The sequence below is a fragment of the Streptomyces sp. WAC04114 genome (assembly GCF_019733245.1).
GTDB lineage: Bacteria > Actinomycetota > Actinomycetes > Streptomycetales > Streptomycetaceae > Streptomyces > Streptomyces massasporeus_A.
In genome coordinates this window covers 1-13,933 of the sequence record NZ_JAIGQA010000056.1, presented here as the reverse complement: position 1 = coordinate 13,933, position 13,933 = coordinate 1, and the positions used below count along the sequence as shown (strand labels likewise).

The following is a 13,933-nucleotide window of genomic DNA, read 5'->3' as shown; positions in this document are numbered from 1 at the left end:
CCTACTGCCCGCTCACCATCTGCAGGATCCGGTTCGCCGCCTCCGCCACCGGCTGCCCCACCGCCCCGACGGCCGCGGCGATCGCGGCGACCGCCATCAGCGCCCGGTGCCGCTCCTGCGCGGGCGCGGCGTCCGCGGCCAGCACCGGCAGGGACTCGTCGATGAGCTGCGCGCTCGGCTGTGGGAGCTGATCGCGCAACTCCCGGACCTCGCGGATCAGTTCGGCGAGGGCCAGCCGCAGGGCGGGGTCCGTTTCGCCCGAGGCCCCGTTCTTCACGATGCCCGTGTTGCCGCTGCCGCCGTGCATGGTGACGCTGTCGCCGTAGTGGTAGTTGTTTCCGCTCATGCCGCGATCCCCGTGTTTCCGCTGCCGCCGTACATGTTCACGCTGTCGCCGAAGTGGTAGTTCGTGGGTGAGTTGATCGTCAGGCGCTCCACCGTCACCTGGAACTCGGTGTCGGGGTTCTCCAGCGCGCCCGCGACGTAGCCCACGAGCTGGTCGAGGTGCTGGGGGTTCGGGCTGGTCACCATCGCCGTGGACGGGCCGGCCGTCTCGACGGCGAGGACGTAGTGCGACTGGGCCGTGACGATGGAGAGCATGTCCACGAAGAAGTAGATCAGTGCCGCGCCCGCGACGAGCCACACGAACGTGAGGACCCCGGTGCCCGTGGACCTGCCGTCGATGAAGGTCAGACTGCCGATGATCGACAGACCGACTCCCACGGCCAGGGTGATCAGGGCGCGGGTCAGGAAACGGAAGGCCGCCTCCTTGCGCTTGGGGTGCAGGGTGAACGTGTACACCCGGGCGATGTTGCGCAGGGGGTACGCGGCCGTGCCGACCCATAACAGGCGCTTGTGGACGCGCAGTTCGACGTCCGTCATGGCGCGCGGGGGCTTGGCGGGCGGAGGCGGTACGTCGAACTGCCCCGGTGGCTGCTGTGTCTCCATGGACACCATTGGCGACCATGTGCTTACCGAGGGCAAGTGGTTTCACGCGGACGGGAGAGCCGGAGCCCTCAGGACTCGTCGCGCCTCGGGTCGTCCTCCTTGTTCTTGTCCTCGTCGAGGGACTTCAGGAAGTCCGGATTGTCGTCCGGCGCGACCCACTGCCGCGGACGCTCCGCCGCGGGCACCCGCTTCTTGCCGGCGATGAGCCAGGAGATCGACCCGACGAGCGGAAAAATCAGCACGAGGAGCGCCCACAGCGGCTTGGGCATGTGGCGGATCTCGTCGTCCTTCGTGCTGATGCAGTCGATGAACGCGTACACGCTGAGCGCCAGCGGCACGAGGAACATCAGTACCCGGAGCATGGGGCCTCTCAGCGAAAGCGGTGGGTGGTTCCAGGCCAGGGTAGCCGCTCGGGGATACTGGACCCCATGGCTTACGACGATCTTCGCTCCCTGCTCAGGGCGCTGGAGCGCGAGGGCGACCTCAAGCGCATCAAGGCCGAGGTGGACCCGTACCTGGAGGTCGGGGAGATCGTCGACCGGGTGCAGAAGTCCGGCGGCCCCGCCCTGCTCTTCGAGAACGTGCGCGGGTCGAGCATGCCGCTCGCGATGAACGTGTTCGGCACGGACCGGCGGCTGCTGAAGTCCCTGGGCCTGAAGTCCTACGCCGAGATCACCGAGCGGATCGGCGGGCTGCTGAAGCCCGAGCTGCCGCACGGCTTCGTCGGCGTGCGCGAGGCCTTCGGCAAGCTCGGCGCGATGACCCACGTCCCGCCGAAGAAGGTGAAGGACGGACCCGTGCAGGAGGTCGTCCTGACCGGGGACGACGTCGACCTGGACCAGCTGCCGGCCCTCTTCACCTGGCCGAAGGACGGCGGGTCGTTCTTCAACCTGGGGCTGACCCACACCAAGGACCCGGAGAGCGGCGTCCGCAACCTCGGGCTGTACCGCCTCCAGCGCCACGACAAGCGCACCATCGGCATGCACTGGCAGATCCACAAGGACAGCCGGAACCACTACCAGGTGGCGGCGCGCCGGGGCGAGCGGCTGCCCGTCGCGATCGCCTTCGGCTGCCCGCCCGCCGTGACGTACGCCTCGACAGCGCCGCTGCCCGGGGACATCGACGAGTACCTGTTCGCCGGGTTCCTCGCGGGCAAGCGGATCGAGATGGTCGACTGCAAGACCGTGCCGCTCCAGGTGCCGGCGCAGGCCGAGGTCGTCATCGAGGGCTGGCTGGAGCCGGGCGAGATGCTCCCCGAGGGCCCGTTCGGCGACCACACCGGCTTCTACACGCCGCAGGAGCCCTTCCCCGCGCTGACGATCGACTGCGTCACGATGCGCAAGCGGCCGCTGCTCCAGTCGATCGTCGTGGGCCGCCCGCCGACGGAGGACGGGCCGCTGGGCCGGGCGACGGAACGCTTCTTCCTGCCGCTGCTGAAGATCATCGTGCCGGACATCGTGGACTACCACCTGCCGGAGGCGGGCGGCTTCCACAACTGCGCGATCGTCTCGATCGACAAGAAGTACCCGAAGCACGCGCAGAAGGTCATGCACGCGATCTGGGGCGCGCACATGATGTCGCTGACCAAGCTGATCGTGGTCGTCGACTCCGACTGCGATGTGCACGACCTGCACGAGGTCGCCTGGCGGGCCCTGGGCAACACCGACTACGCCCGCGACCTGTCGATCGTCGAGGGCCCGGTCGACCACCTCGACCACGCCTCGTACCAGCAGTTCTGGGGCGGCAAGGCCGGTATCGACGCGACGAAGAAGTGGCCCGAGGAGGGCTACACCCGCGACGGCGGCTGGCCCGACATGGTGGAGTCCGACCCGGAGACGGCGGCGAAGGTGGACCGCCGCTGGAAGGAGTACGGCCTGTGAGTTCCGCGTCCGCCGCGATCCCCCAGCCGGGACGCACCAAGGCCTTCCTGCGGCTGGTGATGATCGAGCACTCGGTCTTCGCGCTGCCCTTCGCCTACATCGCCGCGCTCACCGCGATGTTCCAGTGGGACAAGAACATCCACTGGGGCAAGCTGCTGCTGGTCACCGTCTGCATGGTGGGCCTGCGCACCTTCGCCATGGCGGTCAACCGGATCATCGACCGGGAGATCGACGCGCGGAACCCGCGCACGGCGCAGCGCGAGCTGGTGACGGGCGCGATGTCGGTGAAGCACGCCTGGACGGGTGCGCTCATCGCCCTCGCCGTCTTCCTCGGCGCGGCGGCCCTGCTCAACCCGCTGTGCCTGGCGCTCGCCCCCATCGCGGTGATCCCGATGGTGATCTACCCCTACGGCAAGCGGTTCACGAACTTCCCGCAGGCCATCCTCGGCCTCGCCCAGGCGATGGGCCCGATCGGCGGCTGGCTGGCCATCTCGGGGGAGTGGTCCTGGGACGCGGTGATCCTCGGTCTCGCCGTCGGGATCTGGATCGGCGGCTTCGACCTGATCTACGCCTGCCAGGACGTGGAGACCGACCGCGAGATCGGCGTCATGTCCGTCCCGGCCCGCTTCGGCATCCCGTCGGCGATCTGGGGCGCGCGGGTCTGCCACGCCCTGACCACGGCCCTGTTCGTCTGGTACGCCCTCGCCACCGACGCGGGCGCCTTCTTCTGGCTGGGCCTGCTGATCGTCGCCGGCGCGTTCCTCTACGAGCACTCGATCGTCCGCCCCCACGACCTCTCCCGCGTGAACCGCGCCTTCTTCAGCGTCAACGGCTTCATCGGGATAGCGCTGTTCGTGTGCGCGCTGCTGGACCTGCTGGTGCGGGGGCTGACCGTCTGATCAGCTGCCGCGCCTCACTTCGTGAAGGAGCCCGCGCTGAAGACGATGAACCCGTCCTCGGCGCGGCAGGCGGGGTCTATGCCGGAGTCGCGCGCCCTCTCGTCGTCGGCCTTCCAGTAGCTGCCGCCGGCGTGGACGGTGTCGCCTTCCAGCACGGTTCCGAAGCCGGGGACCCGCACGCCCCGTTTGCCGCCGTTCAGGACCGGCTCGACGCCCTTGGGCCAGACGGGGGTAGCGGTGAACGCCTCTTCCGCTCGTTCGCCGTTCACCACGAGACACTTGCTGTCCGCGCTGTAGGTGAGGCGCCCGCTCACGGTCATCCCCGGGGACACCGCCAGATCATGGACAATGATCTTCGGGTCGGAATCGACGAAAGACAGCTTTTCGTCACTGGGGATGGAAACCCGCTCGGTGCTTTCGGTGGCTGATTTCACCGGTTCCGCACCCCCGCCGGAGCTGCCGCAGGCCGAAATGGCGAGCACGCTCACGGAAGCGAAGAGAAGGACCTTTATCGACTTCATCAGGGCAACCTTTTTCACGCAAATGATCGGGACGGGTTGTATTGTCTCCCCGTCCCGATCATCTCATTCGTCAAACTAGCGCGTCCACACGTCGTATCCGCGGTTCTGGAAGAGATATGCCGGAGTGAACAGGCACCGCTGCGTCCCGCCGTCATTCACGAGTCCGGTGTGAATGCCGTAGGCGGTTCCGCCGTAGTACCAGGGGCCGCCGCTGTCGCCGGGCTTGCAGGCGTTCCCCTTCATGACGACCATGTGCTTGAGACTTCCGACCGTCACATTGCGGTACTTGACGGTGCTGCAGGTCTTCCCCGACGTTCTGCCGAACTTGCAGATCGAGGTGCCCACGGCCGGCATGGCGCCGCGCGAGTCCGCGTACCGGGCGCTGTTGGTCTTCTGGTAGAAGGTCCGGGTGCTGGCCTTGTTGCCCTTGGTGGTGTAGCCGAGATCGCCGTTTCCGCCCTGGTGGCTCCAGACCGTCTTGACGCCGGTGGAGCCGCCGTGGGTGCTGTGGTTGGAGTACGTCTGGGAGGCGACCTCCGTGCAGTGGCCGGCCGTGCCGAGCCGCTTGGTGTTGCTGGATATCGCCTTCAGGTTGAACCCGGACGTACAGCCGACGGACAGATAGCCGCCGCCCCGGATGTATCCGTCCTGCTTCTCGTAGGAGGCGTTGTCCACCACCTTCACCGTGACCCGGATCCCGTCGGTGTCGACGGCGGAGGCGACGCGCTCGCGCAGCGCGGCCGAACGCGCGGCCGTCTTCGGGGCCGCCGGGTCCAGCTGGACCTGGACCGTGACCTCGCCCGCCCTGACGTCGTAGTAGCTGATCGCCTGGTCGACGTCCCGCTGGGTGAGGGCGTCCGTGTGCGCGCTCTCCTGGGCCGCGGCGAGTTCGGCCTCGGAGAACCCCCGGTTGCTGACCACCTCGGCGGCGGCCGGCAGCCCGTCGGCGAGCTTCAGCGCCTCGGCCGGAGCCTCACCCTTGAAGGCGAACCACGCGCCCTCCGCGGTCTTCTCCGCGCCGGCGAACTCGCCCGGGAAGGACGTCTCCAGCTTTTCGGCGATCTCGGTGAACCGATCCTGCCATCCGTGCTGTTCGATGGCGGCCGAGAGCGGAACTTCGCTCTCCGCCGCCATGGCCTGGATGTCCTCCAGCTCTCCCGCGGTCAGGTCGTCCACCATGACGTCCGGCGTGTCCACCGGTCCGTCGGGCTGGCTTTCCGGCGTGGGTTCCGTGGCGGACGCGGCCTTGGCGAGATGCGCATCCAAAGCCTTGTCCAGGGATATCCCCTGCTCTTTCGCGGTCTGCTTGATTCCGTCGAGGACGGGCCGGTCAACGCCCGTACCACTCTCGGAGTTCAAGAAGACCGAACGCTCCGGCGCGGTCCCGGATTCCGCCGCCATGGCGTGCGGAACGGGGACGAGCGAACCTGTCAGTGCCGAAACCGCGGCGACAGCAGCGAGACGACGCCGATTTTCCCCCATGTTCTGACGCAACTACTTCCCCCTGATTCAGTCGTGAAGTGACCGCAGCAAGGCAATTCTTGCCACTTTGCGATTACTTGACATGAACTTATCACGCACATTGAGTCGCGTAGGGGATTTTTTTCGGACATGCAATTTCGGTCACGGCGCCGGTCTGGCGGACCCCGGAGCCTCAACCGGGCGGCGGAACAGGAACGCCGCCGCCACGCCCGCGAGCAGGCCTATCAGGTGGCCCTGCCAGCTGACGCCCGACTGGGTCGGGGCCAGGCCCGCCAGGATCGAGCCGCCCCAGATCGCTGCGATCACGACCCCGGCCAGGACGCCCAGGGGCCGGCGCTCGACGAAGCCGCTGACCAGGAGGAACCCGAACAGGCCGAAGATCACGCCGGAGGCGCCCGCGGTGTTGGTGTGCGCCGGGGCTATGAGCCAGACGCCCAGGCCGTCCGCGACGATGATCAGGGCGCAGACCAGCAGGAACCGGCGCAGCCCCGCGAGCGCGGCGAGGAAGCCGAGGACCAGCAGCGGCACGGTGTTGGCCGCGAGATGGGCGAAGCCGAAGTGGATGAAGGACGAGGGGACGACATCGACCAGCTCGGAAGGGTCGCGCGGGGTGACACCGAAGCCGTCCAGCGCATGGCCCGTGGCCACGTCCACCACTTCCAGCAGCCACAGCAGCGCCACCCAGGCCAGCATCAGCTTGCCCGCGGCCAGCGCACGATCGCCCTGTGACCACCCCGCTCGCGGATCCGGCATGGCGACCCCCAGTGCTCGCTCGTCCCCTCCGTGCAACGGCCCGCACCCCTTGGCCGGTTCCCACCCTGGGCCGCCGGATAGGCTCGGTGTTGTGAACCCAGTCAAGCCAGGCGAGATGCCGCGTACGCCTTGGATCGTAGGGGTGTCCGGGGCCTCCGGCACCCCGTATGCCGCTGCCGTGCTGAGGGCTCTTCTCGATGCCGGTGAGAGCGTCGATCTCGTGGTGTCCCGGGCCTCCCGGCTCACCCTGCTGGACGAGACGGGGATCTCCTTCCGGGACGCCCACTGGCAGTCCGACCTGCGGGAATGGCTGTCCCGGGGCGCCGACGGCAAGCCGGACACCTTCTCCGTCGACCTCGGCGCCGTGCGGCACTGGAGCGCCGGCGACCTGGCCGCCGGGCCCTCCTCGGGGTCGTACCGCACCAAGGGCATGATCATCGTGCCCGCCTCGACGGCGAGCGTGGCCGGGGTCGCGCTCGGACTGTCGAAGGACCTGCTGCAACGGGCGGCGAGCGTCACCCTCAAGGAGGACCGCAAGCTGATCGTGGCCGTGCGCGAGACCCCGCTCAACGGCCAGACCCTGCGGCACCTGGTCACCCTCGACGACGCGGGCGCGACGGTCGTGCCCGCCTCACCCGCCTTCTACGCGGGCGCGACGCACATCCAGGACCTGGTGGACTTCGTCGCCGGACGCGTACTCGACGCGGCGGGCGTGCCGCACCGGCTCTACCGCCGTTGGCAGGGTGAACTCGGCGGCGGGGCGCAGCGCGACGGCTGAGCGGCACCCGAACCCATCGGACTTCAACCACAACTTCAGCGGAAGGCTTCGATCGCAATGGACGCGGTGGACAGGCAGCTCATCCAGGCCCTGAGGGAGAACGGCCGGGCCTCCTACGCGGAGCTGGGACGCCTCGTCGGACTGTCGGGACCCAGTGTCACCGACCGCATCAACCGGCTGGAGGCGGCCGGAGTCATCACCGGCTACCGGGCCACCGTCGACGCCGCCTCGCTCGGCCTCGGCGTCACCGCCCTGGTCGGCATCTCGCTCTCCGACGCCACCGACCACGAGGACGTGGCGCAGCGGCTGAAGGACCTCTCGGAGATCGAGGACTGCTGGTTCATCGCGGGCGACGACTCGTACATGCTCAAGGTGCGGGCGGCGAACGTGGACGGCCTGGAGAAGATGATCCGCCGGCTCAGCGGCATCGAGGGCGTCTCCCGGACGCGGACCACCATCGTGCTCTCCACCAAGTGGGAGAACCGGGTCGGGGAGCTGCCCGAAGAGGAGTAGGCCCGAAGGGCCGTATGGGGGCACCTCCCGCCCGAAGGGTGGGGGCGTACGGTAAAGGACGTCGTCGTAGAAAGGTGTGGGCATGGATCTCGGGCTCAAGCGCGAGCTGGAGGAGAAGGTCAGGGCGGGTGTCCGGCTGACCCGTGAGGACGGCATCGCGCTGTACGAGTCGGACGATCTGGCCTGGCTCGGCGGCTTGGCCCACGAGGTGCGCACCCGCAAGAACGGCGACGTCGTGCACTTCAACGTCAACCGTCACCTCAACATGACGAACGTGTGCACGGCCTCCTGCGCGTACTGCTCCTTCCAACGCAAGCCGGGGGAGAAGGACGCGTACACGATGCGCATCGAGGAGGCCGTCAAGCTCGCCAAGGCGATGGAGTCGGAGAACCTCACCGAGCTGCACATCGTCAACGGGCTGCACCCGAACCTGCCGTGGCGCTACTACCCGCGCTCGCTGCGGGAGCTGAAGGCCGCGCTGCCGGACGTCTCGCTGAAGGCGTTCACGGCTACGGAGATCCACCACTTCGAGACGATCTCGGGGATGAGCGCGTCGGAGATCCTCGACGAGCTCATCGACGCGGGTCTGGAGTCCCTCACCGGTGGTGGGGCCGAGATCTTCGACTGGGAGGTCCGGCAGCACATCGTGGACCACCGGACCCACTGGGAGGACTGGTCCCGGATCCACCGGCTCGCGCACGAGAAGGGGCTGAAGACCCCGGCCACGATGCTCTACGGCCACATCGAGGAGCCGCGGCACCGGGTGGACCACGTGCTGCGGCTGCGGGAGCTGCAGGACGAGACCGGCGGCTTCCAGGTCTTCATCCCGCTGCGGTACCAGCACGACTTCGTCGACATGAAGGACGGCAAGGTCCGCAATCGGCTTCAGGCGCGGACGCAGATGGCGACGGGGGCGGAGGCGCTGAAGACCTTCGCGGTGTCGCGGTTGCTGTTCGACAACGTGCCGCATGTGAAGGTGTTCTGGGTCATGCACGGCGTCCAGACCGCGCAGCTTGCCCTGCAGCATGGTGCGGATGACATGGACGGGTCTGTCGTCGAGTACAAGATCACTCATGACGCGGACAACTATGGGACGCCGAACAAGCTGACGCGTGAGGACTTGCTCGACCTCATTCGTGATGCCGGGTTCCGGCCTGTGGAGCGGAATACGCGGTACGAGATCATTCGGGAGTACGAGGGGCCCGACCCTGAGCGGCGTGAGTCTCCGCAGCCGATGAGGGTTTGATCGCTTTCGGGTGCAGGTGCGTGGGGCTGGTCGCGCAGTTCCCCGCGCCCCTGGGGTGGGTACCCGGAGGGCATGGTCAGGGCCGAGGCTTCTGAGGACGCCTATACCGCCGAGCCGTTTCTTCCTGCGCGCGGCGGGTTGCCCGCCCTGCGGCGGGCAGCTGCCGGATGCCGGGGGTGTCCTCTGCACCGGGACGCCACCCAGACCGTGTTCGGGGACGGGAGTGCGGACGCCCGGGTCATGCTCGTGGGGGAGCAGCCCGGGGATCAGGAGGATCGGCAGGGGAAGCCGTTCGTCGGGCCCGCCGGGAAGCTGCTGGACCGGGCCCTGGCGGAGGCCGGGATCGATCCGGCCGAGGCGTATGTCACCAACGCCGTGAAGCACTTCAAGTTCACGCGGGCCGAGCCGCGCAAGCGGCGGATCCACAAGGCGCCGACCCTGCGGGAGATGACGGCGTGCGGGCCCTGGCTGGCCGCGGAGCTCGCCGTCGTGGAGCCGGAGCTGATCGTCGTGCTGGGGGCCACCGCCGGGAAGGCCCTGCTCGGGTCCTCGTTCCGGGTCACGCAGGTGCGCGGGACGGTGCTGGAGGAGGAGATCCACGGGCGGGCCGAGCGGCTGGTGCCGACCGTGCATCCCTCGTCGGTGCTGCGGTCCGACGACCGGGAGGCCGCGTACCGGGGGCTGGTGTCGGACCTGAAAGTGGCCGCGGACGCACTGTCGTAATAGCTAGAATCCCTGCATGCCCCTTACCTTCACGCTCGACCCCGCCGTCACCCCCGAGCTGCGTGACGGCCTGCTCGATCTGTGGACCGATGTCTCCAACGCCGGCGGAGCCGTCGGGTACGTGCCGCCGGTGACGCGCGAGGAGATCCGGCCCGCGCTGGTGCAGCACTTCGCGTCGATGGCCGAGGGCCGGGTCAAGCTGCTCGTCGGGCACGACGAGGAGGGGCGGGTCGCGGCGACGGCGTTCCTGACCTACAACACGCACCACCTGATGACGCACTGGCTGTGGCTGTACACGGTGATGGTGCACCCGCGGCACCAGGGGAAGGGCTACGGCCGGGACCTGCTCGGCGCCGCCGCCGACGCGGTCCGGCGCATGGACGGCATCGAGGCGATCCGGCTGACTTGTCGCGGTGGCCTCGGTCTGGAGCGGTTCTACGCGTCCTGCGGTTACAAGGAGGTCGGGCGCATCCCCGGGGCCATCCGGGTGGCGCCGGGGGACGACCGCGACGACGTCATCATGCTGCTGCCGATGGCCTGACCCCCGTGCAAGATCGGCCGTTCGGCGTGCTTCACTGGACGGTGCCCCTTTGGGTGCGTTCCGACCGTTCGAACCGGAAGAGTGGATTGAGATGCTCCGCTACACGCTGATGCGCCTCGGAGTCTTCGTGGGCTGCCTCGTGGTCGTCTGGGGCGCCGTCTACTCCGGCATCGCCCCGCGCGGCCTCGGCAACAGCAACGGCCTGTGGGTCGTGCTGCTCGCGCTGCTGATCTCCGCGCCGATCAGCTTCGTCGTCCTGCGCAAGGAGCGGGACCGGGCGTCGATCCAGGTCGCCCAGCGCGTCGACCGGATGAAGGCCAACCTGGACGCCAACCGCAGCCAGGAGGACGCGGCCGACGACGGCGCCCCGGCCCAGGGGCAGACCTCGTAAGGTCCCCGCACGCGTTCTCAGCGCCCCGTTTCCGTACATCCTCGGAAACGGGGCGCTTTGCGTTGTATGGGTGTGTGTGCGCCATCACCTGTCAAAGCCAGGCTTTGGGGTCCTCAAAGTTCAGGTGTTAAGGTCGGTGTATGAAGTCAGCAGTCGCGCCCCTTTCGCCCCCGAGCGTTCCGCTCGTGGCGCGGCTGCACGTGGATCTCTGTCGGTGCGCGTCCGCTTTCTGTCGTCCCTGACGTAACGCAACCCCCCGCCGTCTCCCACGTCAGTTCCCCCCTCGCGTCCCCCAACGGAGTCAGTCCGTGTCCTCACACACGAAGTCCTTCAAGGTGCCCTTCTGGGTCCAGATACTCGCCGGTCTCCTCCTGGGCGTGCTGCTCGGCTGGATCGCCCGCAACCAGGACGTGTCCTGGCTGGTCACGACACTGGAGAAGGTCGGCGACACCTTCATCGGGCTGCTGAAGCTCGCGGTCGCCCCGCTCGTCTTCTTCGCGATCCTGGTCTCGATCACCAACCTCAGGAAGGTCAACAACGCGGCCCGCCTGGCCTCGCGCACCCTCCTCTGGTTCATGATCACGTCGCTGATCGCGGTCAGCATCGGCCTGATCATCGGCCTGGTCACCAACCCCGGCGCCGGCACCGGCCTCACGCCCAAGGACGGCGCGAAGCCCGAGAGCACCGGCTCCTGGATCGACTTCCTGACCGGCATCGTCCCGACCGACGTCATCACGCCGTTCACCGAGCTGAACGTGCTGCAGATCGTCTTCATGGCCGCCGTCGCCGGCATCGCCGCGCTCCAGCTCGGCGAGAAGGCCCAGCCGATCCTCACCCTCAGCGAGTCGGTCCTCAGCCTGCTCCAGAAGGCACTGTGGTGGGTCATCCGGCTCGCCCCGATCGGCACGATCGGCTTGATCGGCTACGCCATCGCCACCTACGGCTGGGACCTGATCGGCAAGTACGCGACGTTCACCGCCGACATCTACGTCGGCTGCCTCATCGTGCTGTTCGGCGTCTACCCGACGCTGCTCGCGACCGTCGCCAAGGTCAACCCGATCCAGTTCTTCAAGGGCGCCTGGCCCGCGATCCAGCTGGCCTTCGTCTCCCGCTCCTCGGTCGGCACCATGCCGCTGACGCAGAAGGTCACCGAGCGGCTCGGCGTGCCGAAGGAGTACGCGTCCTTCGCGGTGCCGTTCGGCGCCACGACCAAGATGGACGGCTGCGCCGCGATCTACCCGGCCATCGCCGCGATCTTCGTCGCCCAGATCTTCGACATCCAGCTGGGCATCGGCGACTACCTGCTGATCGCGTTCGTCTCGGTGGTCGGCTCCGCCGCCACGGCCGGCCTGACCGGCGCGACGGTCATGCTGACCCTGACCCTCTCCACCCTCGGCCTGCCGATGGAGGGCGTGGGCCTGCTCCTCGCGATCGACCCGATCCTGGACATGATCCGCACCGCGACCAACGTCGCCGGGCAGGCGCTGATCCCGGTGCTGGTCTCGGCCCGCGAGAACCTCCTCGACCGTGACGCCTACGCCACGGCCGACGGCTCCTCCCTGGACGACCCGTTCGACCAGGAGCCCCGCGACAAGACCGAGCCGGTCCCCGCGGCCGCCTGACGGACCGATCGGTCCCGGTCACAGACGGGCCCCCTCGGCGGTCCTTCCCCGGTTTCCCGGGCGAGGGCCGCCCAGGGGGCCCGTACGCTAAGCGGTATGGGTGCCGTGAAGACCAAGCGGATGCCGCGCGCGGTCCGTGAGCAGCAGATGCTGGACGCCGCCGTGCGGATCTTCGGCCAACGGGGCTACATGGCCGCGTCGATGGACGAGATCGCCGAACTGGCCGGAGTGTCCAAGCCGTTGGTCTACCTGTACCTCAACTCCAAGGAAGACCTCTTCACCGCCTGCATCCGCCGGGAGGCGGGCGCCCTCGTCGAGGCGGTACGGGCCGGGGTCCGCCGCGACCTGCCCGCCGACCGGCAACTGTGGGAGGGCCTCGGCGCCTTCTTCACCCACACCGGCGAGAACCCCGACGCCTGGTCGGTCCTGCACCTCCAGGCGCGCACCCACGGCGAGCCGTTCGCGGCCGAGGTCACCGCGATGCGCGAGGAGATCGTCGTCTTCGTGACGCAGCTGATCCTCGCCGGCGCCCGTGAGGCCCACCGCGACCCGGACCTGCCCGAGCGCGAGGTCGCGGGTCTCGCCGAGGCCCTGGTCGGCGCCGCCGAGTCGCTCGCCGCCTGGGCCAACGCCACCCCGGGCGTCACCGCCCGCCAGGCCGCGGCCACGCTGATGAACTTCGCCTGGGCCGGTCTCGGCGACCTCATGGCGGGACGGCCCTGGGCGCCCCCGGAGGAGCAGCCGGGGCAGCCTCACACCGGGTAGACGTCGCCCGTCACATGGACCCGGTCCCGGCCGCCGCGCAGCTCGAACCGGCCGTCCCGTTCCGCGTACGTCACCTCGCCGGGCAACAGGACCGGCGCCCGGAACTCCGCGCGCAGACGGCAGGACTCCGGGACGCCGTGCGCGGCGAGGCAGCGGGCCACGGTCCACATGCCGTGGGCGATGGCCCGGGGGAAGCCGAACAGCCGGGCCGTGAGCGGGTGCAGATGGATCGGGTTGCGGTCCCCGGAGGCGGTCCCGTAGCGACGCCCGACGTCCCCGGCCAGCCGCCACCGCGCCGCCTCGGGCAGCGGCTCGCGCGCCTCCGCCTCCCGGGGAGCGGCGACCGGCTCCCGCGTGCGGTGCCGGGCCAGGTAGGTGCTCCTGGACTCCCACACGAGGTCCCCGCCGCCGCGCACCTCGGTGACGACCGTGGCCTCCGTACCGCGCCGGTGGGGGGCCGGCCCCTCGATGTGCACGGAGAGTTCGTAGGTGCCGCTCGCCGGCATCCGTGCGTGCCGGGTGACGGTGATCGACGTATGGACGAGGCCGAGCAGCGGCAGCGGGAAGCCCCGGCCGCTCATCAGCCGCATGGCCAGGGGGAATCCGAGCACGTGCGGATACGTCACCGGCAGCGCGTCCTCCCCGGTCGGGAACCCGCAGACCCGTTCGTACGCCGCGAGCCGCGCGAGGTCGACGCGCAGGCCGGGCAGGACGAGCCGGGTGCGGGGGAACTCCCCGCCGGAGCCGGGGCGCCCTGCGGGCCCCCTTCAACCGCGCCGGCTCCGGCGGGGACGTCCCCGGTACCCCGCTCGCCCTTCCCGGCCTCCGCGCCGACCTCCCTAGCCGCCCGGCTGCTGAACCCGCCCCCCGC

Annotated in this window: 17 protein-coding genes and 1 pseudogene; 11 read left to right on the top strand and 7 right to left on the bottom strand. The window is 69.2% G+C overall.

The features are described 5' to 3' along the window. Position 1: 1 nt before the first annotated feature. From K4G64_RS17210 to K4G64_RS17200, 3 genes are all read right to left on the bottom strand, one after another. A complete protein-coding gene (locus K4G64_RS17210) occupies positions 2 to 346 on the bottom strand; it encodes a hypothetical protein (RefSeq protein ID WP_221756918.1) in 345 nt (114 codons plus the stop codon). Next, positions 343 to 948 (bottom strand): DUF6232 family protein, encoded by a 606-nt coding sequence (locus K4G64_RS17205; RefSeq protein ID WP_221756917.1) that lies wholly within the window; start codon positions 946 to 948, stop codon positions 343 to 345. Before K4G64_RS17205 ends, K4G64_RS17210 begins: the two co-directional genes overlap by 4 nt. A 68-nt stretch (positions 949 to 1,016) precedes the next feature. Then, positions 1,017 to 1,310, bottom strand: a complete 294-nt coding sequence (locus tag K4G64_RS17200) for a PLD nuclease N-terminal domain-containing protein (RefSeq protein ID WP_221756916.1) — start codon at positions 1,308 to 1,310, stop codon at positions 1,017 to 1,019. A gap of 66 nt (positions 1,311 to 1,376) precedes the next feature. On the opposite strand from K4G64_RS17200, the gene K4G64_RS17195 reads away from it, so the two are divergent. Then, on the top strand, positions 1,377 to 2,828 hold the full coding sequence (locus tag K4G64_RS17195) for a menaquinone biosynthesis decarboxylase (protein ID WP_185012773.1): 1,452 nt from the start codon (positions 1,377 to 1,379) through the stop codon (positions 2,826 to 2,828). Next, positions 2,825 to 3,727, top strand: coding sequence for a menaquinone biosynthesis prenyltransferase MqnP (mqnP, locus tag K4G64_RS17190; RefSeq protein WP_221756915.1), 903 nt, complete (start codon positions 2,825 to 2,827; stop codon positions 3,725 to 3,727). The genes K4G64_RS17195 and mqnP overlap by 4 nt, the downstream gene beginning before the upstream one ends. 14 nt (positions 3,728 to 3,741) lie before the next feature. Here the strand turns inward: mqnP and K4G64_RS17185 are convergent, their stop codons facing one another. The 3 genes from K4G64_RS17185 to K4G64_RS17175 form a co-directional block, all read right to left on the bottom strand. Then, entirely contained in the window at positions 3,742 to 4,266 is a 525-nt protein-coding gene (locus K4G64_RS17185) for a hypothetical protein (protein WP_221756914.1), read from the bottom strand. Between the two features lie 57 nt (positions 4,267 to 4,323). Further along, positions 4,324 to 5,607, bottom strand: a complete 1,284-nt coding sequence (locus K4G64_RS17180) for a S1 family peptidase (protein ID WP_221756913.1) — start codon at positions 5,605 to 5,607, stop codon at positions 4,324 to 4,326. Between the two features lie 264 nt (positions 5,608 to 5,871). After that, positions 5,872 to 6,483: a rhomboid family intramembrane serine protease gene (locus tag K4G64_RS17175; protein WP_221756912.1), complete on the bottom strand. Its 612-nt coding sequence runs from the start codon at positions 6,481 to 6,483 to the stop codon at positions 5,872 to 5,874. A 115-nt stretch (positions 6,484 to 6,598) separates the two neighbouring features. Between K4G64_RS17175 and K4G64_RS17170 the strand changes: the two genes are divergently transcribed. The 9 genes from K4G64_RS17170 (at position 6,599) to K4G64_RS17135 (ending at position 13,062) form a co-directional block, all read left to right on the top strand. Beyond that, entirely contained in the window at positions 6,599 to 7,261 is a 663-nt protein-coding gene (locus K4G64_RS17170; protein ID WP_221756911.1) for a UbiX family flavin prenyltransferase, read from the top strand. A 57-nt stretch (positions 7,262 to 7,318) separates the two neighbouring features. Further along, entirely contained in the window at positions 7,319 to 7,774 is a 456-nt protein-coding gene (locus tag K4G64_RS17165; protein WP_221756910.1) for an Lrp/AsnC family transcriptional regulator, read from the top strand. A gap of 82 nt (positions 7,775 to 7,856) precedes the next feature. After that, positions 7,857 to 9,020, top strand: a complete 1,164-nt coding sequence (gene mqnE, locus K4G64_RS17160) for an aminofutalosine synthase MqnE (protein ID WP_221756909.1) — start codon at positions 7,857 to 7,859, stop codon at positions 9,018 to 9,020. Between the two features lie 72 nt (positions 9,021 to 9,092). Beyond that, the gene (locus K4G64_RS17155; RefSeq protein ID WP_221756908.1) at positions 9,093 to 9,743 is read left to right on the top strand and encodes a UdgX family uracil-DNA binding protein; all 651 of its coding nucleotides are present in this window, start codon (positions 9,093 to 9,095) and stop codon (positions 9,741 to 9,743) included. Between the two features lie 16 nt (positions 9,744 to 9,759). Next, positions 9,760 to 10,284, top strand: a complete 525-nt coding sequence (locus tag K4G64_RS17150) for a GNAT family N-acetyltransferase (protein WP_221756907.1) — start codon at positions 9,760 to 9,762, stop codon at positions 10,282 to 10,284. A gap of 91 nt (positions 10,285 to 10,375) precedes the next feature. Further along, entirely contained in the window at positions 10,376 to 10,675 is a 300-nt protein-coding gene (locus K4G64_RS17145; RefSeq protein ID WP_221756906.1) for a DUF4229 domain-containing protein, read from the top strand. A 140-nt stretch (positions 10,676 to 10,815) separates the two neighbouring features. Beyond that, entirely contained in the window at positions 10,816 to 10,917 is a 102-nt protein-coding gene (locus K4G64_RS41410; protein WP_374206419.1) for a putative leader peptide, read from the top strand. Between the two features lie 66 nt (positions 10,918 to 10,983). Next, the gene (locus K4G64_RS17140; protein WP_221756905.1) at positions 10,984 to 12,297 is read left to right on the top strand and encodes a dicarboxylate/amino acid:cation symporter; all 1,314 of its coding nucleotides are present in this window, start codon (positions 10,984 to 10,986) and stop codon (positions 12,295 to 12,297) included. Positions 12,298 to 12,393: 96 nt separating this feature from the next. Further along, entirely contained in the window at positions 12,394 to 13,062 is a 669-nt protein-coding gene (locus K4G64_RS17135; RefSeq protein ID WP_221756904.1) for a TetR/AcrR family transcriptional regulator, read from the top strand. On the opposite strand, the pseudogene K4G64_RS17130 reads toward K4G64_RS17135, so the two are convergent. Further along, positions 13,050 to 13,829 (bottom strand): annotated as a pseudogene (locus K4G64_RS17130) (MaoC/PaaZ C-terminal domain-containing protein); the annotation flags it as partial. The gene K4G64_RS17135 and the pseudogene K4G64_RS17130 overlap by 13 nt on opposite strands. Between the last annotated feature and the right edge of the window lie 104 nt (positions 13,830 to 13,933).

What these genes read in the sequence shown, in the direction of transcription:
- K4G64_RS17210 (WP_221756918.1), bottom strand. Translation starts at nt 346, where the DNA reads ATGAGCGGAAACAACTACCACTACGGCGACAGCGTCACCATGCACGGC.
- K4G64_RS17205 (WP_221756917.1), bottom strand. Translation starts at nt 948, where the DNA reads ATGGAGACACAGCAGCCACCGGGGCAGTTCGACGTACCGCCTCCGCCC.
- K4G64_RS17200 (WP_221756916.1), bottom strand. Translation starts at nt 1,310, where the DNA reads ATGCTCCGGGTACTGATGTTCCTCGTGCCGCTGGCGCTCAGCGTGTAC.
- K4G64_RS17195 (WP_185012773.1), top strand. Translation starts at nt 1,377, where the DNA reads ATGGCTTACGACGATCTTCGCTCCCTGCTCAGGGCGCTGGAGCGCGAG.
- K4G64_RS17175 (WP_221756912.1), bottom strand. Translation starts at nt 6,483, where the DNA reads ATGCCGGATCCGCGAGCGGGGTGGTCACAGGGCGATCGTGCGCTGGCC.
- K4G64_RS17170 (WP_221756911.1), top strand. Translation starts at nt 6,599, where the DNA reads ATGCCGCGTACGCCTTGGATCGTAGGGGTGTCCGGGGCCTCCGGCACC.
- K4G64_RS17165 (WP_221756910.1), top strand. Translation starts at nt 7,319, where the DNA reads ATGGACGCGGTGGACAGGCAGCTCATCCAGGCCCTGAGGGAGAACGGC.
- mqnE (WP_221756909.1), top strand. Translation starts at nt 7,857, where the DNA reads ATGGATCTCGGGCTCAAGCGCGAGCTGGAGGAGAAGGTCAGGGCGGGT.
- K4G64_RS17155 (WP_221756908.1), top strand. Translation starts at nt 9,093, where the DNA reads ATGGTCAGGGCCGAGGCTTCTGAGGACGCCTATACCGCCGAGCCGTTT.
- K4G64_RS17150 (WP_221756907.1), top strand. Translation starts at nt 9,760, where the DNA reads ATGCCCCTTACCTTCACGCTCGACCCCGCCGTCACCCCCGAGCTGCGT.
- K4G64_RS17145 (WP_221756906.1), top strand. Translation starts at nt 10,376, where the DNA reads ATGCTCCGCTACACGCTGATGCGCCTCGGAGTCTTCGTGGGCTGCCTC.
- K4G64_RS41410 (WP_374206419.1), top strand. Translation starts at nt 10,816, where the DNA reads ATGAAGTCAGCAGTCGCGCCCCTTTCGCCCCCGAGCGTTCCGCTCGTG.
- K4G64_RS17135 (WP_221756904.1), top strand. Translation starts at nt 12,394, where the DNA reads ATGGGTGCCGTGAAGACCAAGCGGATGCCGCGCGCGGTCCGTGAGCAG.